This window comes from Micromonospora sp. NPDC047620, from assembly GCF_043205005.1.
Lineage (GTDB): Bacteria > Actinomycetota > Actinomycetes > Mycobacteriales > Micromonosporaceae > Micromonospora.
The window spans coordinates 41465-67737 of sequence record NZ_JBIDDG010000006.1 but is presented as its reverse complement, the minus strand read 5'-3'; the positions used below and the strand labels follow the sequence as shown (position 1 = coordinate 67737).

General features: G+C 74.6%; 23 protein-coding genes and 3 pseudogenes. 9 read left to right on the top strand and 17 right to left on the bottom strand.

From position 1 onward, the window contains the following. Positions 1-46 precede the first annotated feature (46 nt). Positions 47-1840 carry an ABC transporter ATP-binding protein gene (locus tag ACGF5C_RS08985; protein ID WP_393299142.1) on the bottom strand — a complete coding sequence of 598 codons (1794 nt, stop codon included), beginning with the start codon at positions 1838-1840 and terminating at the stop codon, positions 47-49. A gap of 78 nt (positions 1841-1918) precedes the next feature. Here ACGF5C_RS08985 and ACGF5C_RS08980 point away from each other — a divergent pair, with 78 nt between their 5' ends. Next, entirely contained in the window at positions 1919-2344 is a 426-nt protein-coding gene (locus ACGF5C_RS08980) for a MarR family winged helix-turn-helix transcriptional regulator (RefSeq protein WP_393298574.1), read from the top strand. A gap of 194 nt (positions 2345-2538) precedes the next feature. Then, positions 2539-4323, top strand: a complete 1785-nt coding sequence (locus ACGF5C_RS08975) for an N-acetylglutaminylglutamine amidotransferase (RefSeq protein ID WP_393298571.1) — start codon at positions 2539-2541, stop codon at positions 4321-4323. A gap of 283 nt (positions 4324-4606) precedes the next feature. On the opposite strand, the gene ACGF5C_RS08970 is transcribed toward ACGF5C_RS08975, so the two are convergent. From ACGF5C_RS08970 to ACGF5C_RS08960, 3 genes are all read right to left on the bottom strand, one after another. Beyond that, entirely contained in the window at positions 4607-5743 is a 1137-nt protein-coding gene (locus ACGF5C_RS08970) for a glutamate--cysteine ligase (protein WP_393298568.1), read from the bottom strand. A gap of 308 nt (positions 5744-6051) precedes the next feature. Then, positions 6052-7263, bottom strand: coding sequence for an RNA polymerase sigma factor (locus ACGF5C_RS08965; RefSeq protein ID WP_393298565.1), 1212 nt, complete (start codon positions 7261-7263; stop codon positions 6052-6054). A 2-nt stretch (positions 7264-7265) separates the two neighbouring features. After that, positions 7266-7616: a YciI family protein gene (locus ACGF5C_RS08960; RefSeq protein ID WP_393298562.1), complete on the bottom strand. Its 351-nt coding sequence runs from the start codon at positions 7614-7616 to the stop codon at positions 7266-7268. A gap of 191 nt (positions 7617-7807) precedes the next feature. Between ACGF5C_RS08960 and ACGF5C_RS08955 the strand changes: the two genes are divergently transcribed. Further along, positions 7808-8062, top strand: a complete 255-nt coding sequence (locus tag ACGF5C_RS08955) for a hypothetical protein (protein WP_393298559.1) — start codon at positions 7808-7810, stop codon at positions 8060-8062. Between the two features lie 152 nt (positions 8063-8214). Here ACGF5C_RS08955 and ACGF5C_RS08950 read toward each other — a convergent pair whose 3' ends face one another. The 6 genes and pseudogenes from ACGF5C_RS08950 to ACGF5C_RS08925 form a co-directional block, all read right to left on the bottom strand. Continuing rightward, positions 8215-11046, bottom strand: a complete 2832-nt coding sequence (locus ACGF5C_RS08950; RefSeq protein ID WP_393298556.1) for a hypothetical protein — start codon at positions 11044-11046, stop codon at positions 8215-8217. Next, positions 11043-12155, bottom strand: coding sequence for an AAA family ATPase (locus ACGF5C_RS08945; RefSeq protein WP_350679214.1), 1113 nt, complete (start codon positions 12153-12155; stop codon positions 11043-11045). Before ACGF5C_RS08945 ends, ACGF5C_RS08950 begins: the two co-directional genes overlap by 4 nt. Before the next feature lie 15 nt (positions 12156-12170). Further along, positions 12171-13313: pseudogene (locus tag ACGF5C_RS08940) on the bottom strand (VWA domain-containing protein); the annotation flags it as partial. Between the two features lie 165 nt (positions 13314-13478). Next, a pseudogene (locus ACGF5C_RS08935) lies at positions 13479-13766 on the bottom strand (VWA containing CoxE family protein); the annotation flags it as partial. Then, positions 13763-15169, bottom strand: coding sequence for a hypothetical protein (locus tag ACGF5C_RS08930; protein ID WP_393298553.1), 1407 nt, complete (start codon positions 15167-15169; stop codon positions 13763-13765). The gene ACGF5C_RS08930 and the pseudogene ACGF5C_RS08935, both read right to left, overlap by 4 nt. Beyond that, positions 15169-15675, bottom strand: coding sequence for a hypothetical protein (locus ACGF5C_RS08925; RefSeq protein WP_393298550.1), 507 nt, complete (start codon positions 15673-15675; stop codon positions 15169-15171). The genes ACGF5C_RS08930 and ACGF5C_RS08925 overlap by 1 nt, the downstream gene beginning before the upstream one ends. A gap of 271 nt (positions 15676-15946) precedes the next feature. On the opposite strand from ACGF5C_RS08925, the gene ACGF5C_RS08920 reads away from it, so the two are divergent. The 3 genes from ACGF5C_RS08920 (at position 15947) to ACGF5C_RS08910 (ending at position 17506) form a co-directional block, all read left to right on the top strand. Further along, entirely contained in the window at positions 15947-16318 is a 372-nt protein-coding gene (locus ACGF5C_RS08920) for a metalloregulator ArsR/SmtB family transcription factor (protein ID WP_357461723.1), read from the top strand. Between the two features lie 61 nt (positions 16319-16379). Beyond that, a complete protein-coding gene (locus ACGF5C_RS08915; protein WP_393298547.1) occupies positions 16380-16940 on the top strand; it encodes an NADAR family protein in 561 nt (186 codons plus the stop codon). 53 nt (positions 16941-16993) lie between these two features. Further along, positions 16994-17506: an NUDIX domain-containing protein gene (locus ACGF5C_RS08910; RefSeq protein ID WP_393298544.1), complete on the top strand. Its 513-nt coding sequence runs from the start codon at positions 16994-16996 to the stop codon at positions 17504-17506. A gap of 158 nt (positions 17507-17664) precedes the next feature. Here ACGF5C_RS08910 and ACGF5C_RS08905 read toward each other — a convergent pair whose 3' ends face one another. From ACGF5C_RS08905 to ACGF5C_RS08890, 4 genes and pseudogenes are all read right to left on the bottom strand, one after another. Beyond that, positions 17665-18204 carry an RNA 2'-phosphotransferase gene (locus tag ACGF5C_RS08905; protein ID WP_393298541.1) on the bottom strand — a complete coding sequence of 180 codons (540 nt, stop codon included), beginning with the start codon at positions 18202-18204 and terminating at the stop codon, positions 17665-17667. Between the two features lie 60 nt (positions 18205-18264). Then, positions 18265-19314, bottom strand: coding sequence for an aldo/keto reductase (locus ACGF5C_RS08900; protein WP_393298538.1), 1050 nt, complete (start codon positions 19312-19314; stop codon positions 18265-18267). 186 nt (positions 19315-19500) lie between these two features. After that, positions 19501-19860: pseudogene (locus ACGF5C_RS08895) on the bottom strand (ATP-binding cassette domain-containing protein); the annotation flags it as partial. A gap of 63 nt (positions 19861-19923) precedes the next feature. Next, positions 19924-21072 carry an RNA-guided endonuclease InsQ/TnpB family protein gene (locus ACGF5C_RS08890; protein ID WP_393298535.1) on the bottom strand — a complete coding sequence of 383 codons (1149 nt, stop codon included), beginning with the start codon at positions 21070-21072 and terminating at the stop codon, positions 19924-19926. A 24-nt stretch (positions 21073-21096) separates the two neighbouring features. Here ACGF5C_RS08890 and tnpA point away from each other — a divergent pair, with 24 nt between their 5' ends. Beyond that, the gene (gene tnpA, locus ACGF5C_RS08885) at positions 21097-21528 is read left to right on the top strand and encodes an IS200/IS605 family transposase (protein ID WP_393298532.1); all 432 of its coding nucleotides are present in this window, start codon (positions 21097-21099) and stop codon (positions 21526-21528) included. Here tnpA and ACGF5C_RS08880 read toward each other — a convergent pair. From ACGF5C_RS08880 to ACGF5C_RS08870, 3 genes are all read right to left on the bottom strand, one after another. Then, a complete protein-coding gene (locus tag ACGF5C_RS08880; protein ID WP_393299139.1) occupies positions 21419-23170 on the bottom strand; it encodes an ATP-binding cassette domain-containing protein in 1752 nt (583 codons plus the stop codon). The two genes, tnpA and ACGF5C_RS08880, sit on opposite strands and share 110 nt — an antisense overlap. Positions 23171-23458: 288 nt before the next feature. Next, the gene (locus ACGF5C_RS08875; RefSeq protein ID WP_393298529.1) at positions 23459-23881 is read right to left on the bottom strand and encodes a RidA family protein; all 423 of its coding nucleotides are present in this window, start codon (positions 23879-23881) and stop codon (positions 23459-23461) included. Then, positions 23878-24699 carry an NAD(P)-dependent oxidoreductase gene (locus ACGF5C_RS08870; RefSeq protein WP_393298526.1) on the bottom strand — a complete coding sequence of 274 codons (822 nt, stop codon included), beginning with the start codon at positions 24697-24699 and terminating at the stop codon, positions 23878-23880. Before ACGF5C_RS08870 ends, ACGF5C_RS08875 begins: the two co-directional genes overlap by 4 nt. Before the next feature lie 93 nt (positions 24700-24792). On the opposite strand from ACGF5C_RS08870, the gene ACGF5C_RS08865 reads away from it, so the two are divergent. Further along, entirely contained in the window at positions 24793-25686 is an 894-nt protein-coding gene (locus ACGF5C_RS08865; protein WP_393298523.1) for a LysR family transcriptional regulator, read from the top strand. Between the two features lie 50 nt (positions 25687-25736). Next, positions 25737-26231, top strand: a complete 495-nt coding sequence (gene smpB, locus ACGF5C_RS08860; RefSeq protein WP_393298520.1) for an SsrA-binding protein SmpB — start codon at positions 25737-25739, stop codon at positions 26229-26231. Positions 26232-26273: the final 42 nt, after the last annotated feature.

Genomic DNA, 26273 nt, shown 5'->3' with positions numbered 1-26273 from the left:
CCCGGGGTCGGATGCCGGCGCGCACCGCCGACCGCAGCCCCGGCCGTCAGGCGGCCAGCGTCGCGTAGCGGCCGGCGCGCTCCAGCAGGTCGTCGTGGGTGCCGGACTCGACGACACGGCCGTGGTCGAGCACGGCGATCCGGTCCGCGTCCCGCACGGTGGAGAGCCGGTGGGCGATGGTGATGGTGGTGCGGCCCCGGGCCACCTCGTCGAACGCCCGCTGCACCGCGCGTTCGGTCTCGGTGTCCAGCGCGCTGGTGGCCTCGTCGAGGATCAGGATGCGCGGGTCGCGCAGCAGCGTGCGGGCGATGGCGAGGCGCTGCTTCTCGCCGCCGGAGAAACGGTGCCCCCGCGAGCCGACGACCGTGTCGTACCCGTCGGGCAGGCCGGCGATCAGGTCGTGGATCCGGGCGGCGCGGGCGGCGGCCTCGATCTCGGCGTCGGTGGCGTCCGGGCGGGCGTAGCGCAGGTTCTCCCGCACGGTGGTGTGCAGCAGGTAGGTCTCCTGGCTGACCACGCCGACGATCGCCGCCAGGTCGGCCAGGCGCAGGTCGCGCAGGTCGACGCCGTCGACGGTGATCCGGCCGCTCGTCGGGTCGTGCAGCCGGCTGACCAGCGCGGCCAGGGTGCTCTTGCCGGAGCCGGTCTCGCCGACCAGGGCGAGGCCGGTGCCGGCCGGCACGTCGAGGGTGATCCCGGCGACGGCGGCGGTGTCGCTGCCGGGGTAGCTGAAGGTGACGTCGGTGAACCGCAGGTCGCCCCGGACCCGGCGCGGGTCGACGTCGACCGGCTCGGCGGGGTCGTCGACCTCGACCGGCAGGTCCAGGTACTCGAAGATCCGGGCGAACAGCGCCAGCGAGGCGGTCACCGAGACGCCCACGTTGAGCAGGCCCATCAGCGGCCGGAACAGCCCGCCCTGCAACGCGGTGAAGGCGACCAGGGTGCCGATGCTGAGCGTGCCGGCGGCGCCGGGCAGGCCTGCGCTGAGGTAGATGACCGCCGGGATGGCGGCGAAGACGACGCTCATCGAGGCCATCCGCCAGCGGCCGGCGAGTTCGGAGCGCAGCTCGAGGTCGACCAGGCGGGCCGACGAGGCGGCGAAGCGCGCCGCCAGCGCCGGGCCGGTGCCGAGGGTCTTCGCCAGGTGTACGCCGCTGACCGACAGCCCCTCCTCGACGGTGACGTTGAGGTCGGCGAGTTCGCGCTGGCGTCGCGCGGTGATCTCGCGGCGCAGGTGGGCGACCCGGCGGGTCAGCCAGACGGCCGGCGGCAGCACGACGAGGGAGACCAGCGAGAGCCGCCAGGAGAGCGCGACCATCGCCGCCGCGGTCGCCACCACGGTGGTCAGGTTGGACGCGATCGAGGTGGCGGTGGAGGTGACCACGCTCTGCATGCCGCCGATGTCGTTGGTGATCCGCGACTGCACCTCGCCGGTGCGGGTGCGGGTGAAGAACGCCAGCGACTGCCGTTGCAGGTGGGTGAAGACGTCGGTGCGCAGCCGGTGCATGACCTGCTGCCCGACCCGGGTGGAGATCCAGGTCTGGAGGACGCCGAGCACCGAGGTCACCGCGGCGACCGCGACCATGCCGGCCACCAGCCAGACGAGCAGCGCTAGGTCGCCTTCCGGCAGGGCCCGGTCGATCACGGCGCGGAGCAGGAAGGGGGAGGCCATGGCGAGCACCGAGGACACCACGATGATCGCGGTGACCGTGGCGAGCGCGCCCCGGTGCCGGGCGAACAGCCCGCCGATGCGCCGCAGCGACACCTGGCGGGCCTGTGCCTTCTCGGCGGCGCTGACCTTGCGGGGGCCGCGGTCGCGGCCGGAGGGGTGGGGTTCCAAGGGGTACTCCCTCACGTCGGAGATGCTGAGGTTACCTCAACATGAGGGAACAACAGCTCCCCCTGCTACCGTATTCCCGTGACCGGAGACACCGACGACGTCGGGGACGGCCTCGCCGAGGCGTTCTGGGCGGTGACCCGGCGGCTGCGACACCGCACCCGGGAGGCGCTCGCGCCGTGGGACGTCACGCCCGGCCAGTCCCGGGCGCTCGGCATGCTCATCCGGCACGGCGCGCTGCGGCCCGGCGCGCTCGCCGAGCACCTCCGTATCGCCCCGCGCTCGGCCACCGAGGTCGTCGACGACCTGGAGGCGCGCGGCCTCGTGCGACGCCGACCCGACCCCGCGGACCGGCGCGCCACCCTGGTCGCCCCGACCGAGGAGGGCACGCGGGCCGGCAAGGCCATCCACGCCGCCCGCAGGGCCGCCGCCGAGGACCTCTTCGGCGGCCTCGCGCCGGCCGACCGGGCACAGCTCGCCCGCATCCTGCGTACGCTGCGCGACTGACCGGCCGCCGACGGACCCGGCGCCGCCCCGGCCCGGGCCACTCGCCGGCGTTTGACCCGGCCGGGGTCGGGTAGCCCAGCCGCCCGTCCTGGCGACGGAACCGGGCCCCTGCGAACGGGTGGTCCGCCACCTGCGACGCCGACGGGAGTGGTGACGGTGGGTCCGGTCCCCCGGAAGGCCGGTGATCGCTGACGATGTGCGGCATCAGTGGCGAGGCGAGGTTCGACGGGTCGACGCCCGACGCCGACGCGGTGACCCGGATGACCGAGGCGATGCGGTCCCGGGGACCCGACGGCGAGGGCCTGTGGAACGACGGCTGGGTGACCCTCGGGCACCGCCGCCTCACCATCATCGACCTCTCCGAGGCGGGCGGCCAGCCGATGGTGCGCGAGGACCTCGGGTTGGGGCTGGTCTTCAACGGCTGCGTCTACAACTACCCACAACTGCGCGACGAGCTGCGGGAGGCCGGGCACACCTTCCACTCCACCGGCGACACCGAGGTGATCCTGGCGGCGTACGCGCAGTGGGGCGAACGCTTCGTCGACCACCTGGTCGGCATGTTCGCCGTGGTCCTCGTGGACCGGCAGCGGCGGCGGCTGGTGCTGGCCCGCGACCGGCTCGGCATCAAGCCGCTGTACCTGGCCGAGTCCCCCGGCCGGCTGCGGTTCGCCTCCACCCTGCCCGCGCTGCTGCGCGCCGGCGACGTGGACACCACGATCGACGCGGTGGCGCTGCACCACTACCTGTCCTGGCACTCGATCGTGCCGGCGCCCCGCACCGTGCTGCGCGGTGTGCGCAAGCTCCCCCCGGCCACCGTACGGGTCGTGGAGGCCGACGGGCGCAGCCGCGAGCACGTCTACTGGCGGCCCGACTACGCCCGGGACCCCGCCCACGGCGGGATGGACGCGCGGGACTGGCGGGCCGCGATCGGCGGCGCGCTGCGCACGGCGGTCCGACGGCGGCTCGTCGCCGACGTCCCGGTCGGCGTGCTGCTCTCCGGCGGCCTGGACTCCAGCATGATCGTGGCGCTGCTGGCCGAGGCCGGGCAGCACCACCTCCAGACGTTCAGCATCGGCTTCGACAGCCGCGGCGGCGAGGTCGGCGACGAGTTCCACTACTCCGACCTCGTCGCCCGCGCCTTCGACACCGACCACCACCGCATCCGGCTCGCCGACGACGACCTGGTCCCGGCGGTACGCCGGACCGTCCACGCGATGACCGAGCCGATGGGCAGCCACGACGTGGTCGCCTTCCACCTGCTGTCCGAGCAGGTCGCGCGGCACGTCAAGGTGGCCCAGTCCGGGCAGGGCGCCGACGAGGTCTTCGCCGGCTACGGCTACCACCAGCCCCTCGCCCGGGTGCCCCGCGACGGCGCGGCGGACGCCTTCGCCGACGCGTTCTTCGACCGGGGCCACGCCGAACTGTGCCGGTTGGTCAGCCCCGCGTACGCCTGCGACCGCGACGCCAGCCGCGAACTGCTCGCCGCCGACCTGGCGGCGAGCAGGGCGGACACCGCGCTGGACGCCGTGCTGCGCCTGGACACCCACCTGATGCTCCCCGACGACCCGGTGAAGCGGGTGGACAGCATGAGCATGGCGTGGGGCCTGGAGGTGCGCACGCCCTTCCTCGACCAGGATCTGGTCGCCCTCGCGGCGGCCTGCCCGCCCGAGCACAAGGTGGCCGGCGGCGGCAAGGGCGTGCTGAAGGAGATCGCCCGGGAGGTGCTGCCGGCCGAGGTGGTCGACCGGCCGAAGGGCTATTTCCCGGTGCCGGCGCTGCGCAACGTCGACGGCCCCGTACGGCAGCTCGTCACCGAGGCCCTCGCCGCCCCCGCCGCCCGGGAACGCGGCCTGTTCCGCCGTGAGTACGTCGACCAGTTGCTCGCCGAGCCGGACCGGGCGCGGGCCACCGCCGGCAGCAACAAGCTGTGGCAGCTCGGCCTGCTGGAGCTGTGGCTCCAGTCCCACGACATCCGCTGACCGGCACGCCCCGCTCCGCCTCGGCCCGCACCCCCTCCGACCCCTCGACCCGGCCTCGGTGGAGGCGACCCGGCGGCGCCACCCCGGCGGCCAGCACCGTAGACACCGCCAACCCGGCCTGGGTCGAGCCCGGCCGGTGCCCTCACGAGTGGAACGCCATGGGTGTCACCCGGCGATGGTGACACCCGTGGCGTTCCACCGGTCACCACCACCGCTCGGTGTGGGGGCGCCACCCTGCGCCGCCGGTGCCCGGTGGCGGGGCGGCACCCGGGGTCGGGCGGCTTCAGCAGGCGAGGGTCTCGGCGGCCAGGTGGTCCAGGACGGCCCGTACGTCGTTGTCGGTGCGGGCCATCACCCGGCGCTGCCGGGCGGCACCGTTGCCGTCCCGGCGCACCCGGGCCACCTGGTCACGTACGTGGTCGAGGTCGCCGTGACGCGCCAGGGCGGGCGCGACGGTGGCGACGAGGTCGTCGACCAGGTCCCACGCGGGGCGGGCGCCGCCGGAACGCAGGTCGATCAGGTCGCCCTCCAGTCCGTCGTGGGCGGCCCGCCAGTGCGCGGCGGAGACCAGACAGTCCCGGATCCGGGGCGCGGGAACCCCGGCGCGGACGTCGTCGGCCAGCGTCGCGACGAGCGCCCGGACCAGGCCGGCGACGAGCACCGTGTCGTCCACGCCCGGGCAGACGTCGCCCACCCGGATCTCGACCGTGGGGTACGCGGTGGAGGGGCGGGCGTACCAGTAGACCATCGCGGCGTCGAGCATGATCCCGGCGCGGATCAGGTCGTCCACGGTCGCGTCGTAGTCGGCGGCCGACTCGAAATGCGGGGTCGGCCCGATGCTGGGCCAGCGTTCCAGCTGCATCGAGCGCCAGCTGGCGTGCCCGGTGTCGCGGCCGTCGTGCAGCGGCGAGTTGGCGGTGACGGCCTGCACCACCGGCAGCCACGGGCGCAGGTGGTTGCACACCTGGACGGCCAGCTCGCGGTCGGGCAGCCCGACGTGGACGTGGCAGCCGCAGACCGCCGGATCGTGCGCGACCGGGCCGAAGCGGCGGGACATGGCGTGGTAGCGAGGTTTGTCCGGTACCGTCCGGTGCGGCTCGTGTACGGGGGTGGCACCGACCGCGACGAGCCGGGCCCCGGCGGCACGGGCCGCGTCGGCGGCCGAACGGCGCAGCGCCACCAGGTAGGCCCGCAGCTCGGTCAGGTCGGCGGTGACCGGCGTGACCATCTCCACCATGCTGTGCCGGAACTCCTGGCGGCTCTGGTCCCGGGCCGTCCCGGACAGGGCGGCGAGCACCCGGTCGGCGACCGGAAGACTCTCCCCCGTCCGGGGATCGAGCAGCAGGTACTCCTCCTCGACCCCGAGGGTGAGGGCGGCCAGGTCGGGCACCGCGGTGGTGACTGCCGGGCGGTACGTCATGGGCCGTCGGCGTCCGTTCGTCGGGCGGCGCGTCGGGGCGCCGCGCTGCCGGGAAACCCGCGTTCCCGGCCCCGGGAGCGGGCAAACGCCGGGCACCGCCGCCCGGCCGTCCGGCGGTGCCCGGCGACCGCCGGCGGCCCGCAGCACTGTCCGGCGGCCCGGCAGCGCTGCCCCGGCGGCCCGCTGCACGCTCCGGCGGCCCCGCAGCGCTGCCCCGGCGGCCCGCAGCACGGCCCGGCGGCCCCGCAGCGCAGCCCCGGCGGCCCGGAAGCGCGCTGGCGAGCCGAGGCGACCGCCGGCGGGCGGCGCTATACGGCGGATCGTGCCGCGACCGCCCGCGCGGCCAGGAAGGCGCGTTCGGCCGCGTTGTCCGTCCGCTCCGCGGCCGTCCGGTACGCCTCGGCCGCCTCCCCCGCCCGGCCCAGTCGGCGCAACAGATCGGCCCGGACGGCGTGGAACACGTGGTAGCCGGCCAGGTCGAGGCGGTCGACGGCGGCCAGCGCCACCGCCGGCCCGGCCACCTCAGCCAGCGCGACGGCCCGGTTCAGCGCCACCACCGGCCCGGGGGCACACGCGGTGAGCTGGTCGTACAGCAAGAGGATCTGGGCCCAGTCGGTGCCGGCGGCGCTGGGCGCGTCGCTGTGCACGGCGGCGATCGCGGCCTGGATCTGGTACGGACCGGGCCGGTCGCGGCGCAGGCACCGGCGGACCAGGGCCTGCCCCTCCGCGACGAGCCCGGCGTCCCACCGGCGGCGGTCCTGCTCGCCCAGCGGGACCAGCACGCCGTCGGCGGTGGTGCGGGCGGGGCGGCGCGCCTCGGTGAGCAGCATCAGCGCCAGCAGCCCCAGCGCCTCCGGCTCGTCCGGCATCAACTCCACCAGCAGCCGGCCCAGCCGGATCGCCTCGGCGCACAGGTCGTCGCGGACCAGCCGGTCCCCGGAGCTGGCGGTGTGCCCCTCGGTGAAGATCAGGTAGAGCACGGCCAGCACGGCGGAGAGCCGGTCCGGCAGGTCGGCGTCACCCGGCACCCGGTACGGGATGCGGGCATCGCGGATCTTGGCCTTGGCCCGGACGATCCGCTGGGCCATCGTCGCCTCCGGCACCAGAAAGGCCCGGGCGATCTCGGCGGTGGTCAGCCCCCCGAGCAGCCGCAGGGTCAGCGCGACCCGGGCGGCCGGGTTGAGCGCCGGGTGGCAGCAGGTGAAGATCAGGCGGAGCCGGTCGTCGCGCACGGGTCCCTCCCCGGCCGGTACGTCGTGGGTGTGCAGCAGAGCGGCCTGGGCGTGCCGGTCGGCCCGGGACGCCTCCCGCCGCAGCCGGTCGATCGCCCGGTTCCGGGCGGTGGTGATGATCCAGCCGGCCGGGCTGGGCGGCGGCCCCGTCTCGGGCCACCGCGCCACCGCCACCGTGAACGCCTCCTGCACCGCCTCCTCGGCGAGGTCGATGTCGCCGAGGAGGCGGACCAGGACGGCGACCGCGCGGCCGTACTCCGCGCGGAACGCCGCCTCCACGTCCGACACGCTCAGTCCTCGCCCTGGAAGGGGCGCACCTCGATCGGCAGGGTGGTGGCCAGCGCGTACCGGCGGCCCCACGTCAGCGCGGCGTCCAGGTCGGGCGCCCGGATGATGGTGAAGCCGCCGAGGTACTCCTTGCCCTCGACGAACGGCCCGTCGGTGACCAGCACGTCACCGTCGGACGGCCGCAGCACGGTCGCCGTCTCCGGCGCGTGCAGTCCCTGGCCGAAGACCCAGCATCCGGACGCCTCCAGCTCCTCGCGGATCGCGCCCAGCTCGCGCATCACCCCGGCCAGGAACTCCGGGTCCACCAGTTCCTCGCCGCCGGGCTGGTAGATGCTGAGCAGGTACTGCTTCATGGCTTCTCCTCGCGTCGACGGCCGGCGCCACCGCCGGCCTCTCATCCTCCATACGAACGAGGCGAGCCCGGATCGACAGCCGGTGGGCGATTCGGCGACCCGACCGTCGACGGTGGGGCCACATCATCGTTTGTGGATGTGCTGACGACCGTCAGCGTGGTGATTTCACCAGTGCGGCGAGAATCGGTCCCATGACAGACGACAGCGCCCCGGCCGACGACCGGCCGTCCGACCCGACGTACTCCGCCGACTACGAGATGGCCGTCCGCCGGAAGATGCGGGCTCTCGGGCTCTCCACCGGCTCCGACTACTGGGTGTACGTACACGACGATCCGGAGCTCGTCGCGCTTCGTCGGTCGCATGCTGACCCGGCCGCGCAGACCGACCAGTCACGGGTCGCCGGAACCACCGATCCCGGGACAGCCCCGGTCGGCGACCCCAGCTAGCCACGCCCGATCTCCGGTAGCCACGCCCGCTCTCCGGGTCCTCGGCCGCCGATGCCGGGGCCGGCCCGACCCAGCTCGCCGGCGGTAGCCCGGCCTGCGGCCGACGAGCCCCTCGGCCCGTCGTGCAGGTCGGACGTCCCGCCGGCTCTCCGTCAGCTCGGCGCGCCCGCCAGCAGCGCAGTCACGGCGTCGGCGGTCGCCGGATGCGCGGCCAGCAGGGCGGCCAGCCCCGGCGGGGTGGCGGTCGCGGCGGCGGCCTCCTCGCGCCACCCGCCGTCGCACCCGAGCAGGGCGGCGACGGCGTCGACGGCCTCCGGGTGGCCGGACAGCAGGGTGGCCACCGGACCGGACGCGACGGCGGGGACCGCCGGCGCGGGCGGAGACGCCGACGCCGACCACGGCGGCACCCAGGCGTCCAGCGCGGGCAGCGACGCGGGGAAGGTACGGCCCGCCTCCCGCACCAGCAGTGGCACCAGTTCCGGGCCGTGGTCGCGCAGGGTGGTAATCAGCGTGGGCAGCCAGGGCAGCAGGACCGGGTCGGGCAGCCGGGCGAACGCCGAGGACATCACCTCCACGACGAACGGGGCGAGCCCCGGCACCGACTCCAGGGCCTGTACGAAGCCGCTGAGGTACTGCGGGAAGGCGGGCACCACCAGCGGGTTGCCGAGCAGGTCGGCGCACCGCCGGCGCAGCTCGGCCAGGGACAGCAGGCCGAGCTGGTGCCGGGCGACCCAGAGCAGCGCGACCTTGGCCGGCGCCTCCGGGTGGGACTGCGCGACGGCGAGTTCGAGCTGGGACCGGTCGCAGCCCAGGGAGAGCGCCAGGCTCTCCATGCCGAACAGGAAGCCGAGCATGGCGCCGACCTGCCGGACCCCGCTCCCCTCGTCGACGAACGCCGTGGGCAGCAGCGTGCAGTAGTGGGCGTACCCGGTGGTCACGAACGCCTCGCACCAGGCCGGCAGCGGCCCGGTGGCGCGATGGTGGGCCAGCAGCCGCCGGATCCGGCGCAGCACCTCGGGGGCGTCGTCGACGGTGCGTTCGGCGGCGAGCAGCTCCACCGCCCGGTTGCCCAGTTCGTCGACCAGGCGCGGGCTGTCGAGCAGTCGTACGGCGTCCTCGACGGCCTCCAGCGCGACCGAGGCCGTGGCGTTCGGGCCCCGGACGGCGCGCCGCAGCCGCTGCTCCAGCACCTGCTCGACGGTGACGCCCTCGTAGCCCAGCTCGATCAGCGCCCGCTGGTGGCGGCCGAGGGCCAGGTCCCAGCTCTCCTGGATCGAGCGGTGCCCCAACCGGCGCTCGCCCATGATGGGTCGTACCGCGTCGGGGGGCAGCAGGTGCCGCAGCCGCCAGAGCAGGTCGGAGCAGGGCGCCAGCCCGGGGTCGGCGTGCAGGTCCAGCAGCGCCCGCTGGACCGGGCGCTTCTCCAGGTCCAGCCCGAGCGGGGCGAGCCGGTCGTGGACGTCGCGGGCGAGCGGCGGAAGGGCCTCGTAGCCCACCTGGCCGATCCGGTCGCCGCCGAACAAGATTTCGCAGAGCCGGCGGACGTCCCGGCGCCCCGGGACGACGTCCTTCTCGATGCAGGTGACCGCCGCGTCGGCGAAGTCGTACGGCGTGGGACGGGCCCGGTTGCGCAGGCCGGCGAGGAGGATCGAGGTCTCGAAGACGGCGATGGCGTCGGCGGTGCTGGCCAGGTAGCCGTTGCGCCGGGCCAACCGGACGATGTCGACGCACCAGCCCCGCAGCTCCGCCTCGTCGAGGCCCTGCACCGCCGGTGGCCGCGCGAGATAGCCGGAGAGCCGGTCGGCGACCGGGGCGGCGGGCGCGGGGGCCGGTGCGGCGCGGCGACGCCCGGTGCGGGTGCGGGTGCCGCGCTGCCCCTCCAGCTGGAACGGCGACAGCCCGGACCGGGCGACCGCCTTCGTCCAGGTGGCCGCGGCGATCGACACCGACCCGGCCGCGAGCCCGAACTGCGCCTCGATGGCGGAGTGGCTGGAGGGGATCAAGCCGTAGTGCCACCGGGTGCCGGTGCGCGGGGTGATCTCGAACGGGGCGTCGGCGCGGAGCCCGAACTGCTCGACCCGGCTGGCGGCGTGGAACGCCCCGCAGACGTGGAGACACTCCGCCGGATCCGCACCCGAACTGGCCAGGTGCTCCCGGATCCGGGTCCACATGTGGCGTTCCCGGTCCTCGTCGCGGTCGCGCCGGTCCGCCCCGGCCGGGCGCAGCCGCCGGAACAGGCTGCCGATCAGCACCATCACCTGCCGGTAGGTGTCGTGGTCGGCGTCGGCGAGCGGCTGCTCGACGTACTGGTCCCACCACTCCGACCAGTGCCGCACCTTGCCGTGGTGCAGCAGGTACGCCTCGAGTTCCGCGAAGCGGGGCCGCAGGTCCCCGATCTCGACCCCGACGGCGTCCCCGTGCAGGGCCGCCTCCTCCTCCACCGGCGCGGTCGGCTCGACGTCCCCGCCCGCCGGGGCGTCGTCGGCGGTGCCGGGTGGGCGGGGCAGCCACTGGAAGACGTGGTCGGTGGAGCGGTCCACCAGGACCAGCTCGACCCCGGGCGTCTCCAGCGCGTACGCGATGGCCTGGTATTCGGCGCTGGCCTCGGTGATCGGCGCGACCACGCTGAGCGGCCCCCAGTCGGCCGGGAAGCCCTCCAACTCCGAGGCGAACGCCTGCACCGCCACCGGGAGGCGGCAGTTGCGCAGCTCGCCCAACAGCGGCTGGAGGTCCTCGCAGAGCTCCAGGTAGATCACCTTCGGCTGCTTGGCGCGCAGCCGTCGGACCATGGCCAGCGCGGACGCCGGCGAGTGGTGGCAGACCGGGAAGATCTCCAGTTCCTCGCCGAGGGCGCGGTCGACGTCGTCGACCATGCCGGCGAGGATGTCGGCGACGGCGCCCGGACTGTCGGCGAAGGCGGCGGCGGCGGCGGTGAGCTGCTGGCGCAGCTCGCCGAACGGCCCGGCCTCGGTGGGCGCGGTCACGACAGGGAGGCGATGGCCTGGCGGCCGCCGTCGAGGAAGCCCTCCCAGGGGCCGCCGTCCTGCTTGGCGCGCGGTTCCACCACCCCGTGCAGGTACTTGTTGAGGATCGCCAGATCCTCCGGGCTGCGCCGGGCCAGGGAGCCGACCAGCGACCCGGCCAGCGTCGCGGCGCGCAGGGTGCGGTCGCCGAAGAACTGGCTGTGCAGGATGGCGTCCTCCAGGACGCCGATCTGCTCGGCGGTGGACAGCGCCGACTCCAGCTTCTCGTCGTCGCTGGTCGCCGAGGAGGCGGCGGCGCGCAGGTCGGCGAAGCTCTGCAACAGGATGTCCAGCAGGGTGGGCGGCACGTCGAGCGTGATCTGGTGCCGGCGCAGCAGCTCCTCGGTGCGGAAGCGGACGATCTCCGCCTCGCTGCGCTTGTTGGTCACCACGGGGATCCGGACGAAGTTGAACCGCCGTTTGAGCGCGGACGAGAGGTCGTTCACGCCCCGGTCCCGGCTGTTCGCGGTGGCGATGATCGAGAAGCCGGGCTTCGCGAAGACGATGTTGTCGTGGTCCAGCTCCGGGATGGAGACGTACTTCTCCGACAGGATCGAGATCAGCGCGTCCTGCACGTCGCTGGTGGAGCGGGTCAGCTCCTCGAACCGGCCGACCACGCCCTGCTCCATCGCCGTCATGATCGGCGACGGGATCATGGACTCCCGGGACTGGCCCCTGGCGATCACCATCGACACGTTCCACGAGTACTTGATGTGGTCCTCGGTGGTGCCGGCGGTGCCCTGCACCACCAGCGTCGAGTTGCGGCAGACCGCGGCGGCCAGCAGCTCGGCGAGCCAGCTCTTGCCGGTGCCCGGGTCGCCGATCAGCAGCAGGCCCCGGTCCGACGCCAGGGTCACGATGCTCCGTTCGACGAACGTACGGTCGCCGAACCACTTCTGCGGGATCTCCCGGTCGAGCCCGTCGGCCCGCTCCGAGCCGAGGATGAACAGTCGGACCATCCGCGGGCTCAGCCGCCACGAGAACGGCTTCGGGTCGGTGTCGACCGACTCCAGGTAGTCGAGTTCCTCGGCGTACTTGACCTCGGCGGGGGCACGCAGCATCTCGGACATGAGGGGTTCGTTCTCCTAGGTGAGGAAGCTCTTGAGCTCGAAGACGAGTTTGCGGATGTGGCCGGAGATCACCGGCGTGCCCAGGTCCTTGAAGCGTTGCCGGAACCAGGGGTTGACGCTCTGCTGGCCCGAGCTGTTGACCGAGCCGACCGGGATGAACCGCACCCCGGAGCGGTGCACCGCCTCGATGCCGTCGAACAGCGGCTGGGAGCGGTTGAACTCGTAGAAGTCCGAGATCCACACCATGACCGTGTTCCTCGGCTCGACGATCTTGGGGCGGGCCAGCGCCATCGCGACCGGGCCGTCGTTGCCGCCGCCCAGGTTGGTGCGCAGCAGCACCTCGAACGGGTCGTGCACCCACGGCGTCAGGTCCAGCGCCCGCGTGTCGTACGCGATCAGGTGCACGTCCACCTTGGGCAGCCCGGCGAAGATCGACGCGAGGATGGTGCAGTTGACCATCGAGTCGACCATGGAGCCCGACTGGTCCACCACCACGATCAGCCGGGCCGGCGTGACCCGGCGGGCCGTCTGCCGGTAGTAGAGCCGGTCGACGTAGAGGCGCTCGTCCTCCGGGCTCCAGTTGGGCAGGTTCTGCCAGATGGTGCGGTCGAGGTCGAGGTTGCGGTACACGCGCTTCGGCGGCACGGACCGGTCGACGACGCCGACGCTGGTCTGCGCGACCTGCGTACGCAGCACCTCCGCGACCTCGTCGACGAAGCGGCGGATGAGCGCCTTGGCGTTGGCCAGGGCCACGCCGGAGAGGTTGGCCTTGTCCCGCAGCAGTTGCTCGATCAGCGACATGCTCGGCGTCAGCCGGCTGGCCAGCACCGGGTCGGCCAGCACCTCCCGCAGGTGCATCCGGCGAACCAGGTCGCCCTCGAGGCCGGCGAGCACCCCGCCGAGGCCGTCGGCACCGCCCTGCCGGCGCAGCCCCCCGGGCTCCAGGCCGAGCGCCTGCTCGAACCAGCCCGCGTCGGACTGCCACCGGGCCAGTTGACCGGCATCGACCGCCCCGTGGCCGGTGGCGAACACGTTGAGCAGCAGCTTCGACACCAGCGCGGCGCGGCGTACCTCCGCGGCGCCCGGCCCGGTCGCCGGCCCGTCACCGCCCGATCCCGCACCGCCCGACCCGACGGCGCCGGACACCGTGTCCGCCACCGCGCCGGATCCGGCGCCCGTCGTGCTGGCGGGGCTGGCCCCCGCCGGGGCGCCCGGCCTGGTGTCGACGCCGGGCCCGAGGTCGATGCCCGACCCGGTGCCCGTCGTGGCGCCCGATCCGGTGTCGGCGCCGGCCCCGGCGTCGGTCGTGGCGGCGGGGCCGGGCGGGGTGTGCCCACCGGCCGGCGGCTGGCCCGCGCCCGCGTCCTGCCCCGGTTGGAGCAGGCCGCGCAGCTCGGCGGCGAGGGCCGGGAAGCGCTGGACGACGGTGTCCACCGACACCGCCGGGTCCAGCAGGGCGGCCGGCAGGCCGAGGTCGTCGACGACCGCCATGCTGGCCGACTCCAGGGCGGGCTGCTCGTCGGGGTCGAAGAGCCGGGCGAGCAGGCGCCAGTAGAGCACCTGGCGTCGGTTGGCGTCGGCGTGGTCCGCGGGGGCGAGGGAGTCGGTCATCGGCGCAGCAACCGTCCCGCGCGCTCGCGTAGCACCGCCACGGCGTCGCCCGCCTTGGCGTCGGCCTTGGCGGCCTTCGGGTCGGTGACTCCGCACGCCCAGTCGCCGGTGTGCGCGCCGACCGGCTTGCGCTTGACGGTGGCCTGCACCGCCAGCGGCTGGAGCAGCCACCGGCCGTCGTCCCACCGGATCAGGCCGAGGCACGCCGACGAGGCCGCGACCAGGTCGGGCGTGAGCGGGCCGCAGGACGGCAGCCGGTCGACCGCGACGGCGAGCGGATGGCCGTCGAGCTCGACGGTGAGCGCGCCGTCGTCGTCGCGCACGGTGTAGCCCTCCAGCAGGACGGGCTCGGCGATCCCGACCGGGTGCCGGTCCAGCGGCGCCGGCGCCGCCGCGACCGCCGCCGGCAGCAGGACCCGCGCGGTGGCGAACGGGTCGGCTGCCTCGCCGGGTCGCGCCCGGTCGTCACGCCAGATCAGATCCGCGCCGCGCAGCGGAAGGCCGCTGACCGTCAGGCCCCGCCGTTCGGCCAGCGCGGCCAACAGCACGGGGTGGGCATCCAGCAGGCGCCACAGCGCCGGCCCGACGATCGTCTCCACCTTGACCGCCCCGACGGCGGCGCGGACCAGGCGGGGCGTCCCACCGCCGGCCGGTTCGAGGATGCCGTGCACCTGTGCCTGCACGGCGGTGTCGTGCTCGTGCACGTCGACACCGAGCACGAGGAGCCGCCCGGACACCTCCTCGACGGCCGGCGGGGCGGTCACGGCCGCCGCGTCCTGGGCGAGCAGCAGGCCCCGCGCCCACAGGTCGGCCCAGCGCCGGACCGGCGGATGCGCCATCGTGGCGACCGGCGCGCAGGCCCGCAGCTCGGCGGCCAGGCCGTCGAGCAGCACCGCCAGCCGACGCAGGCCCGGCTCGGCGAGCGCGGCCTCGATCGGCGTCGCGGCCGCGGCGACGAGCTCGTGGTCGACGCCGCCCCACCCCGCGAGCGCCAGCTCGTGCAGCCACGCGCGGACGCCGGCGAGCGGCGGCGGCGCGTCCGCCGCGGGCCCGGGCGGGCCCTGCGCCCAGGGCGCGCGCGCCCGGCCGAGGGCGGTGTCGAGCTGCCCGAGCAACGCGTCGTGGGCCGCGCCGAGCAGCGCGCACCGGGCACCGGCGAGGGCGACGAGATGGTCCTCGGTCACCGAACCGGCGGTCACCTTTCCGACCGCCTCGGCCACCAGGTCGCCGAGCGGGGTGGGGGCGAGCGCTCCGGCCAGCGCGGCCAGCGCCGCCGCGTCCTCCTCGTTGACCCGGGCGAACCCACGGACCAGGGCGCCGTCGAGACCGGCGACGAGATCGAGGGCGTCGGTCAGACCGGTCGGTGCGCCGTCACGCAGGACGGCGAGCTGCGTGCCGAGCATCAGCGGCCCGCCCCGGTGGCTGGGAACCAGTGCAGCTCGGGCAGGGGCACCGTGCTGCCGGGGAGTTCCAGATAGGACAGGTGGCGCAGGAAGCGGCTGAACACGACCGCGGCGGGCGTCGGCTCGTGCCGCGCGTCCAGGGTGGCGATCAGGTCCGCGCCGCTGCTCGCCCCGTCGCCGACCTCGACCCGCAGGTAGCGGGCGACCCGGTCGACGCCGTACTGGAGGACGGCCTCGTCCACCAGGGCGTGCAGGTGCTTGCACAGGGCACCGCGCAGCCCGCCGCAGGGGCGGTTGTTGTTGGTGCTGCAGTGGTAGGCGTGGGTGCCGGCCGCGATCGAGGACACGTAGACCCGCTCGACGTCCGACCCGCTGGACACCACGCCCTGCAACCGCCCGTCGGCCAGCTCCACGAAGGGCACCTTGGCCAGCTTGCGGGGCCGCGCGGGCGGCACCACCCGCACGGTGCTGCGCCGTCTCCACGCGGCCAGTTCCGCGTCTGCCACTGTCCGAACCTCCCGTCCGCCGCCGCGCGGCGCCGCCGTGACCACGCCGACGCCGGATGGACCCGGCGCCGCCGTCACGACAAGGATCATGGACCACGGGTGCGACATCGTCGCCCGGGGCCGGCGATCCCAGGGGGCGACGACGGCCGGCGCGGCGCCGCGGGTGGTCGGGGTCAGGGCGCACCGGCGTACGACGGGCCGTCGCGTCTCCGACACCGACCCGCGTTCATCAGATCTCGCCTAATTAAGTTGAAGTTGATATAAATGACGGGTGCACGCCTTCGATGTGCTCGGCGACCCGGTGCGGCGCCGCATCCTCGAACTGCTCACCGACGGTGAGATGACCGCCGGCGGGCTGTGCGACGTGATCCGGCGCGAGTTCGGGATCTCCCAGCCCGCCGTCTCGCAGCACCTCAAGGTGTTGCGGGACAACGGCTTCGCCACCGTGCGCGCGGAGGGGACCCGGCGGCTCTACGCCGTCGACCCCCGGCCCCTGCGGGAGGTCGACCAGTGGCTCGACCACTTCCGTCGGTTCTGGACGCCGCCCCTGCAGGCCCTCGCGACCGAGCTCGCCCGAGGCATGCGCGAACGGCGGCTACGCGGGCGGCCCGGCGACGCGCCCGACGACGACGGCGACCGCTGAGGGCGCCGCCGCCGGAGAGACGTGCGGCGTTCTGTCGGAGCCGTCGGGCAGACTCTCCGGCATGTCGCCGCGATCCGTCGCCGACCTCGTCGCCGCCACGCAGGCCGGCGAGAGGGTCCGCTACCTGCACTTCTGGGGCCACCGGCCGCGCCGCGACGGCGGCGTCGGGCCCGGCTGCCTGAGCCAGTGGTGGCCGGCCCCGTTCCGCGACGGCGGCCGGACGTATGCCACCGCCGAGCACTGGATGATGTGGCACAAGGCGATCCTGTTCGGCGACGCGGACGTCGCCGCCCAGGTCCTGGCGGCCGGGCACCCGCACCGCGCCAAGTCGCTCGGCCGCCGCGTGCGCGGTTTCGACGAGGCGACCTGGGCGGCCCGACGCTACGACATCGTGGTGGCGGGCAGCGTCGCCAAGTTCGGCCAGCACGACGATCTGCGGGCGTTCCTGCTGACCACCGGCGAGCGGGTGCTCGTGGAGGCCAGCCCGGTGGACCGCGTCTGGGGCATCGGGCTGGCCGCCGACGATCCGCGCACGGAGGATCCGCGGACATGGCAGGGCGCGAACCTGCTCGGCTTCGCCCTGATGGAGGCCCGCGACGCCCTCCGCGCGGGCGGTTCGTGACCGCAGGACCGCTGCCGGGCGGCTCCGGAGCGGGGCGGGTAACGTGCTTCGGCATGACGGCCGCCGCGTACTCCCACTGCTCCTTCTGCGGCGTGGCCTACCCGGCGGCGGCCCGGTGGCCGCGGGTCTGTGCGGCCTGCGGCGAGACCGTCTGGCGCAACCCGCTGCCCGTCGCGGTGGCGGTGCTGCCGGTCCGCACGGACGCGGGCCTCGGCGTGGTCGTCGTCCGCCGGGACATCGAGCCGGCGCGCGGCCTGCTCGCGCTGCCGGGCGGCTTCATCGAGTACGGCGAGGAGTGGCAGGACGCCCTGGTCCGGGAGCTGTGGGAGGAGACCGGCCTGCGCGCCGACGCCGCCGACGCCCGCCTCTTCGCGGTGCACAGCGCCCCGGCCGGCGGCACGATGATGGTCTTCGGGGAGCTGCCCGAGCAGCGGGCCGAGGCGCTGCCGCCCTCGGCACCCACCGAGGAGGCCACCGAGTGGCTGGTGCTCACCGAGCCGACGGAGTTGGCCTTCTCCACCCACACCCGGGTGCTCGCCGACTTCCTCGCGCAGCGGGCGGCCTGACCCCGGGGGGCCGGCACCGCGCGGCCTGACCCGGGCCGCACCGCGTTGCCTGCCCCGGTCGGCACCGCACTGCCTGACCCGGGCCCGGTGCCGACGCGCGGCCTGACCCGGGCCCGTATCGTCCAGCGCCGGCTCCGTCGGGCTCGGGGCGTGGCCGGTCAGACCGCGAGGTAGCGGGCGGGCACCGCGTCGGTGAGCCAGACCCCGTTGGCGCTGCGGTAGAAGGCGTGCCCGTCGCGGGCCATCCCCGCCGCGTCCACCGTCAGGATCACCACGTCTCCCCGCCGGCGGGCGCCCACCTGCCGGGCGGTCACCACGTCCGGTGACAGGTGGACGTGGTGCCGGCCGCCCCGGTGCAGGCCGGTCGCCCGGATGGAGTCGAGGGCGACGCTGCTGGTGCCGTGGTAGAGCCGCGCCGGCGGCGGACACGGCGTGAGCCCCAGGTCGACCGGGATGGAGTGCCCCTGGTTGGCCCGGATCCGCTCGACGCCGTCGGGGCCGCGTTCGACGGCGAAGCGCTGCTTGTCGTTGCCGGCGACGACGGCGTCGAGGTCGACGCGGTCGACCCGCAGCGCGGTGAGCAGGTCGTCGACCGGCACCCAGCCGGCCCCGTCGGGCGCGAGGCCGAACCGGGCGGGCTGGTGCCGCAACGCCAGCGACATCCGCTTGCTCAGCCCCACCATCGCCCGATGATCCACCCCCGAAGTCTGCCTCCCCGAGCATGATCCGCGCCAGGTGATTAGGCGGGCTGCCGGCGGTCAGGCGGCGGGCCGGTCGGCGGTCGGGCGGCGACGGCGGGCCGGATCGGTGAGCGCCGGCGGGCGCCAGACGCCGTCCGGGGCGTACAGGTCGGTGCCGGGTGGGACGATCTCGTCGATCCGGTCCAGCGTGGCGTCGTCGAGGGTCAGCGCGGCGCCGGCGAGCAGCCCGTCGAGCTGCTCCATCGTCCGCGGCCCGAGGATCGCCGAGGTGACCCCGGGGTGGGCCACGGTGAACGCCACGGCCAGCTCCGGCAGCGAGCAGCCGACGTCCCCGGCCAGCTCGACCAGCCGCTCGACCGCCTGGTACTTGGCGGCGTTGCCGGGGATCGACGGGTCGAACCGGGCCGGGGTGAGCGCGGGTCGGCCGGCGGCCAGGTCGACGGGGCGGCCGTGGCGGTAGCGGCCGGACAGGAAGCCCGAGGCGAGCGGACTCCAGACGAGCACCCCCATGCCGTACCGCTGGCAGACCGGGAGCACGTCGGCCTCGATGCCCCGGGCCAGGATCGAGTACGGCGGCTGCTCGGTGCGGAACCGGCCGAGGCCGCGCCGCTCGGCGACGTGCTGCGCCTCGACGATCTCCTCGGCCGGGAAGGTGGAGCAGCCGAACGCCCGGATCGTGCCGGCCCGGACGAGGTCGCTCAGGACGCCGAGGGTCTCCTCGATGTCGGTGGTGTGGTCGGGGCGGTGCACCTGGTAGAGGTCGATCCAGTCGGTGTCGAGCCGACGGAGGCTGTCCTCGACGGCCCGCATGATCCAGCGTCGGGAGTTGCCGCCCCGGTTGCGCCCCTCCCCCATCGGGAAGTGCACCTTGGTGGCGAGCACGACGTCGTCCCGGCGGCCCCGCAGCGCCCGGCCGACGATGCGTTCGCTCTCGCCGGCCGAGTACATGTCGGCGGTGTCGACCAGGTTGACGCCTCGGTCGAGGGCGGCGTGGATGATCCGGACGCAGTCGTCGTGGTCGGGGTTGCCGACCGCGCCGAACATCATCGTGCCGAGGGCGTGGACGCTCACCTCGATGCCGGTGCCGCCCAGGACGCGGTAACGCATGCTCGTGCTCCTCGTGTCGCCGCGCCCGGCGTGGGTCCGCCGGACGTCCCGGCCACGCTAGGAATTCGAGTGCGCTGGAAGTCAACACCGGAGCCACCCGGACCGCTCGTCGGTCTCCGGTGCGCCTCGCCCGCCGACGTCGGGCCGCCGGCCAGCGGACCGCACGGCCACCGGCGGGGCGGCCGGTCAGCGGGGCAGGCCGTCGCCGGCCGCCGGGGAACGGGCGAGGTAGCCGCTGGCCTGCAGGTCGAACAGCTCCCGGTAGAGGCCGTCGGCCGACATCAACTCGTCGTGGGTGCCCTGCTGGACGAGCCGGCCCTGCTCCATCACGAAGATCTGGTCGGCGTGCCGGACGTTGGCCAGCCGGTGGGTGATCAGCACGACGGCCCGGTCGGGACGGCGACGCAGGTGCTGGAAGAGCGCGTGTTCGGCCCGCGCGTCCAGGGCGGCCGACGGCTCGTCGCAGATCAACAGGGCGGCGTGCCGGTAGAGGCCCCGGGCGGCGACGAGCCGCTGCCACTGCCCGCCGGAGAGGTCCTGGCCGTCCGTCAGCTTCTCGGGCCTTGAAGGGCCGAGCTTGCAGATCGTGCTCGATGCTGGCTGTATCGGTCACGCCGCGTTCGGCAGGCTGACTGCTGCCCAGTCCGTGGCACCGCGTGTGGCGATGTTGCGGGCTGCGTTCACGTCGGCGTGCTCAGCGAAGCCGCAGGACGTGCATCGGAAGGTGGATTGGTGGGGGCGGTTGGCTTTGGCGGTGTGCCCGCAGGTGGAGCAGCCCTGCGAGGTGTACGCCGGATCGACGTGGACGAGGGCCAGCCCGGCTCGTGTCGCTTTGTAGGCGATGAACTGGCCGAGTTGGTGGAACGCCCACCTGTGCAGTGTGACCCGCTGGGGCCGTCGGAGCCGTACCCGGTCGCGGATGCCCGTGAGGTTCTCCAGGGCGATGCCGCGGCCGGTGCGTTCGGCCTCGGTCACGATCTGCTTGGCGATGCGATGGTTGGTGTCGGCCGCGAACCGGGCTTCCTTGCGGCGGCGGGCCTTCAACAGCCGCTTGGCCGATTTGGTGCCGATGCGTTGGAGCTTGGCCCGTAGCCGCTGGTTACGGTGACGCACCCGGTTCAAACCCTTGCCGCAGTGCCGGGTCCCGTCGTTGGTGGTGGCGATGTTCGCGATGCCCAGGTCGACGCCGAGGAACCCGTCAGGCTCCTTCACCTCAACATCAGGGATGTCGCAGGTGGCGTGCAGGTACCACTTGCCGTCACGGTGCACCAGATCGGATTCGCCCTTGCGGTGGGCGGACAGCACCGCGTACTGCTGCGCGGAGCAGCCGAATCGGATGCCGGCCTGCCGCCCCGCGATGGTCCAGATGGAGACCGTGCGGGTGGGCATCTGCCAGGACAGGCAGCGGTCGTCGAACGGCTGCGCGGCGTCCCGACGGAATCCGATCGGCTTCGCCTCGGCGTTGCGGCGGCGTTTCGACCCGGGCTTGCCGAGATTTCCGGCACGAATGTTGGCGTTCAGGGTGGCGTACGCGCCGGCAACCTTGCGGGCGACGTGGATCGCCGGCTGCGCCGACAAGCCCAGGGCCTTCAAGCGGCCGTAGGTAAGCCGCTGGAGCGCCTGTTTCGCGTGGACTCGCCGCTGGAACGCCTCAACCGAGGCGAGATTGGCGGCCTCGTTGCACAGGCTCAGCGTGTTCCGCAACGCCGCCTCCTGGTCGGCGTTGGGGAACAGGCGCACCTGCACGACGACCTTCACGTCCACAGTCTAACATTCTTGTCTATGTCACCCCGATGGACCCCAGATCCGAATTTTCGCCGCGGTCGGAGCGTCGTGCACAACCTGCACGTACATCTTGTCTTCGTCACCAAGAATCGGCGGGACGTGCTCGATGACGCCATGCTCGCCCGGTGCGGGCACATCATGGCTGACGTGTGCGCCAAGCTCGGTGCGGAACTGCGGGAGTTCAACGGCGAAGACGACCACGTCCATCTCCTCGTCCACTACCCGCCGAAGCTACCGATATCGACCCTGGTCAACAGACTCAAGGGCGTCTCCACGCACTACCTTCGGCAGGAGTTCACCGGCCGGATCAACCGGCACATCACGCACGGCCACCTATGGTCACCGTCGTACTTTGCCGGATCGTGCGGTGGGGCACCCCTAGCCGCCATCCGCGAGTACATCGAAAACCAGAAACGTCCAGGCTCGTGACGCGATTCCTCCCGGCCCTGAAGCGACCGGGATTCCTCGCTAAGGCCACGTTGAACTCGCGGTCGAGCAGGGTGTCGTACCCGAAGGGCAGGCCCGCGATTATGTCGTGCGCGGCCGCCGCGCGCGCGGCGTCGCGCACGCTGGGCCCCGGCCGCTCGGGCGCCCGGTCGTGCCGCCCGATGCGGATGTTCTGCCGGGCGGTGAACGGGAACTTCCACCAGTCCTGCGTCATCACCGCCACGTGCGCGCCCGTGGCCCGCGGATCCAGCTCGCGGGCGTCGACCCCGTCCCAGCGGACCGCGCCGCCGGTCGGCCGGTAGAGCCCGGCGATGAGCTTGGCCAGGGTCGTCTTGCCGGAGCCGTTCTCGCCGACCAGGGCGACCACCTGGCCGCGCCGCACGGTGAGGCTGACCTCGTCGACGGCCGGCCGCTCGGTGTCCGGGTAGCGGAGGCTGACGCGGTCCAGCTCGACCGCGTCGAACCCGTCCACCGCCCGCCCGCCGCCGGCCGGGACCCGCGCCCCGGCCCGGTCGAGGAAGTCGCGGTAGTCCTGGTAATAGAGGGCGTCCTCGTAGAGCGAGTTCGTGGCGAGGACCGCGACGTTGAGGCTCGTGCGGGCGGACTGGAGGGCGAACAGGGCGGTCGCGGCGGCGGCGAGCGCGACCATGCCGTTCAGCAGCAGCGCGGCGAGGACCGCGTAGACGCCGAAGGTGGCGAGGCCAGCAGCGGTCGCGCCGGCCACCCGGGTGGTCGTCTGCGCGCGGACGAGCCGCAGGTGGGCGCGGGTCTCGACGGTCATCATGGCGCGGTACTCGGCGAGCAGGAAGTCGCGCATCTGGTAGGACCGGACCTCGGCGGCCGTATGCCGGTTGGCCATCAGCTGGGCCAGCATCCGCATCCGCCGCTGCCGGGTGATCCTGGCCAGCATGGCCAGATACTGCCGGCGGGCGATCCGGACGGCGGTGGCCGCCTGCGGCACCGCCGCGAGCAGCAGGCAGGGCAGCAGCACCGGCTGGATCACCGTCACCGCCACCGCGGTGGCGAGCATTCCCACCACCCCGGTGACCAGGTTGACGGTGTGGTCGACGATGTAGGCCGCCTCGCCCATGCCCCGGTCCCGGGCCCGGTCCATCTCCTCGGCGAACCCGGCGTCGTCGAACGCGGCCAGGTCGACCGCCGTGGTGGCTTCGAAGAGCCGCAGCTCGACCTCGTAGTTGATCTGGGGGGTCAGCCGGGCCTGCGCCCAGCCGGCCGCGATCGTCAGCCCGCCCCGGGCGGCCACGGCCGCCGCCGCCAGGGTCAGCGCCGGCAGCGCGGCGCGGACGCGGTCCGGGGTGGGCCCGGCGGTGAACAGCTCGCGCAGGACGCTGGTCGTGGCGAGCAGCCCGAAGGTGGTCATCACCCCGGCGGCGACGTTCAGGCCGATCGAGGCGACGGTGTCCCGGCGGCTGGTGGCCCAGGCCAGCGCGACCGCCTCCCGGACCAGCCGGGGCAGTCGGCGGGCGACCGCCCAGAAGCTGGTGTGGGCGAACTCCCGCGCGTGGTGCATCCAATCCGCGTCCTCAAGCTCCGGCAGCAGCGCGGTGGCGGAGGCGTCGTCGGGGTGGTCGTCCTCCCCGGACGGCTGGCGCTGGCGGGTCATCGACTCCACGGACGCTCCTCGGGCGGCGGGGCTGACCGGATGCCCCCGCCGGGCGGGGTGGCCGTGACGCGTCCGACCGGCGAGGACCGCCCGAGACTACTGGCTGCGATCGTGCGATGTCTCCACGTGGCCGGCGTGTCGAACGAGCGTGCTAACGGCGTGTCGCGGGGCCGGCCCGCGCCGCCGCCCGGCTGGTCCGGCGACGCCCCGCCCCCGCGGTCGGCCCAGGGTGCCCGCGACCACGCACGCCGGCCCGGCCACCGCCGGACGTGACCGGGCCGGCACGGATCAGGCCGCGGCGCCCGGGCCGGTGACGGCGGCCGTGACCTCCACCTCGATCAGCGCGCCCGGCAGGAAGAGGCGGTTCACCTCCACCGTCGTGCTGGCGGGCGGGGGCGTGGCGGTGAAGAGCCGGCGCCGGACCGAGGCGTACCCGGGCAGGTCGCCGAGGTCGGTCATGAACGTCCGGATGTGCAGCACGTCCGCCAGTCCCGCGCCGTGGGCCGACAGCACGCCGCCGACGATCTCGAAGATCCGTTCGGACTGCGCGACGATGTCGCCCGGCCCGACCAGGTGGCCGGCGTCGTCGACGGCGACCTGGCCGGCGAGCACCAGCAGGGCGCCGCCGGGCAGGTCGAGGCGGGCCACGTGGGCGAACCGGTCGCCGAACGGCGCGGCGACAGCCGGCGGGTTGTCGAGGGTGAGGTTCACGAGCACTCCAGGTTGACGAGGGTGGCGATGTCGGTGGTTGGGTCGGGGGCGGCGTCGAGCACGGTGCGGGTCGCCCGGACCAGCGGGGCCTCGGTGGCGCCGAGCGCGGTGCGGGCCAGGTCGAGATCCTTGCCGGCGAGGGCGACCGGGAAGTCGGCGTCGCGGGCGGCGGCCCGCCCGAGCACGCCGCCGAGCGGACCGCCAGCCAGCGCGTCGAGGGCGGCGGCCGGGTCGACGCCGACGGCGCGGGCGACCGCGAGGGTGTCGGCCAGCCCGCCGAGGGCCACGAGCAACGCCGTGTTGAGCACGAGCTTCAGCGCGGCGCCGCTGCCGGTGCCGCCGCAGTGGCGTACGGCGCCGAGCGCCGCCAGGACGGGGCCGACCCGGGCGACGGCGTCGTCGGTGCCACCGGCGAGCACCCGCAGCCGGCCGGCGCGGGCGGCGGCCACGCTCCCGCCCACCGGGGCGTCGACGAGGTCGACGGTGGCGGGCAGCCGCGTCGCCAGAGCGTGGACGGCGGCCGGGCCGATGGTGGACATCTCGACGAGGCAGGCGCCCGGCGGCAGGGCCGGGGCGGCCCCGTCCGGCCCGAACAGCACCGCCTCGGCGGCGGCGGCATCGGTGAGCATCGTGATGGCGACCTCGGCGTCGCGGGCGGCCCCGGCCGGCGTCCGGGCCACGTCCGCGCCGGCCTGCCCGAGCGGCGCGGCGCGGGCGGCGGTGCGGTTCCACACCGTCACCTGGTGACCGGCGTCGAGCAGGCGCAGGGCGATCGACGCCCCCATCCGCCCGGTGCCGAGTACGGCGATCTTTGTCATGCGGGAAACCGTAGGCAGTGCGCTGCCATGCGACCAACGAATCTTTCCGATGGCCGCCATGTAGACGGCGCATGGGTCGCGTACGCTCGCGGGATGCAACCGCTGGCCCTGGAGGTGTTCCGGACGGTGGCCCGGCACGGCTCGATCACAGCCGCCGCCCGCGAGCTGCGCTACACGCAGTCGGCGGTCTCCCGGCAGGTCGCCGCGCTGGAGGCGGACCTCGGGGTGGTGCTGTTCGACCGTCTTCCGCGCGGCGTGGCGCTGACCGAGCCGGGGCGGTGCCTGCTGCCACACGCCGACGCGGTGCTGGAGCGGCTGGCCACCGCGCACCGGGACCTCGACGCGCTGCGCGGGCTGGGTGGCGGCCGGCTGCGGGTGGGCGCGTTCCCGACCGCGATGGCGGCCCTCGTGCCGCGCGCGCTGGCCGGGTTCCGGGAGGCGCACCCGCGGGTGGCCCTGTCGGTGGTGGAGGGGCGGACGCCGGACCTGCTGGAGCGGCTGCTCGCCGGCGACGCCGACGTCGCCGTGGTGAGCGCGCCGCCCGACCGCCCGCTGGACCCCGGGCGCTTCGACCTGCACCACCTGCTCGACGAGCGCCTGCTGGTCGCGGTCGCCCGGCAGCACCGGCTGGCCCGGCGCCGCACGGTGCGCCTGGCGGAGCTGGCCGACGACCCGTTCGTCGCCGGGTCGCCCAACGGCGAGGACCCATTGATGCGCGCCACCATGCCGCCCGGCTTCCGGCCCCGGGTGGACATCGTCGCCGCGGACTGGACCGGCAAGCTGGGCTGCGTGGCGGCCGGTCTCGGGGTCGCGCTGGTGCCGGCGCTGGCTGTCCGGGCCGCCCCGGCCAACCTGGCCCTGCTGCGCCTGCATGCCGACGACGCGCCGGCCCGCCGGGTGTACGCGGCCACCGCCGCCGGGCGGCACCACCCGCCCGCGGTCGCCCGCCTGCTCGCCGGCCTGGCCGGGGAGGCCCGCCGGCTCTGAACGGGCACCAGGCCCGTCACCCGGGGCGCCGGGCGGATATCCTCCACCGGGTGAACGCGGGCCGGCAGACCGAGCGCACGCTGATCGCCTCGAACAAGAAGGCGCGGCACGACTACACGATCCTGAAGACCTACGAGGCGGGTCTCGTGCTGGCCGGCACGGAGGTCAAGTCGCTGCGCGAGGGCCGGGCGTCGCTGGTCGACGCGTTCGCCCAGGAACACGACGGCGAGCTCATGCTGCACGGCCTGCACATCGCCGAGTACGGCTTCGGCAGCTGGACCAACCACGCGCCCCGACGGACCCGCAAGCTGCTGCTGCGCCGGGTGGAGATCGCCCGGATCCTGGAGAAGACCCGCGAGGGCGGGCTGACCCTGGTGCCGCTGTCGATGTACTTCGCGGGCGGCTGGGCAAAGGTCGAACTCGCCCTGGCCAAGGGCCGCAAGTCGTACGACAAGCGGCAGGCGCTGGCCGCGCGGGACGCCGACCGGGAGATCGCCCGCGAGCTGGGCCGCCGCCTCAAGGGCCGCACCGCCCGGCGGGGCTGACCGCCACCGCCACCTCTTCCCCGGCTCACCGCCTGCGGTGTC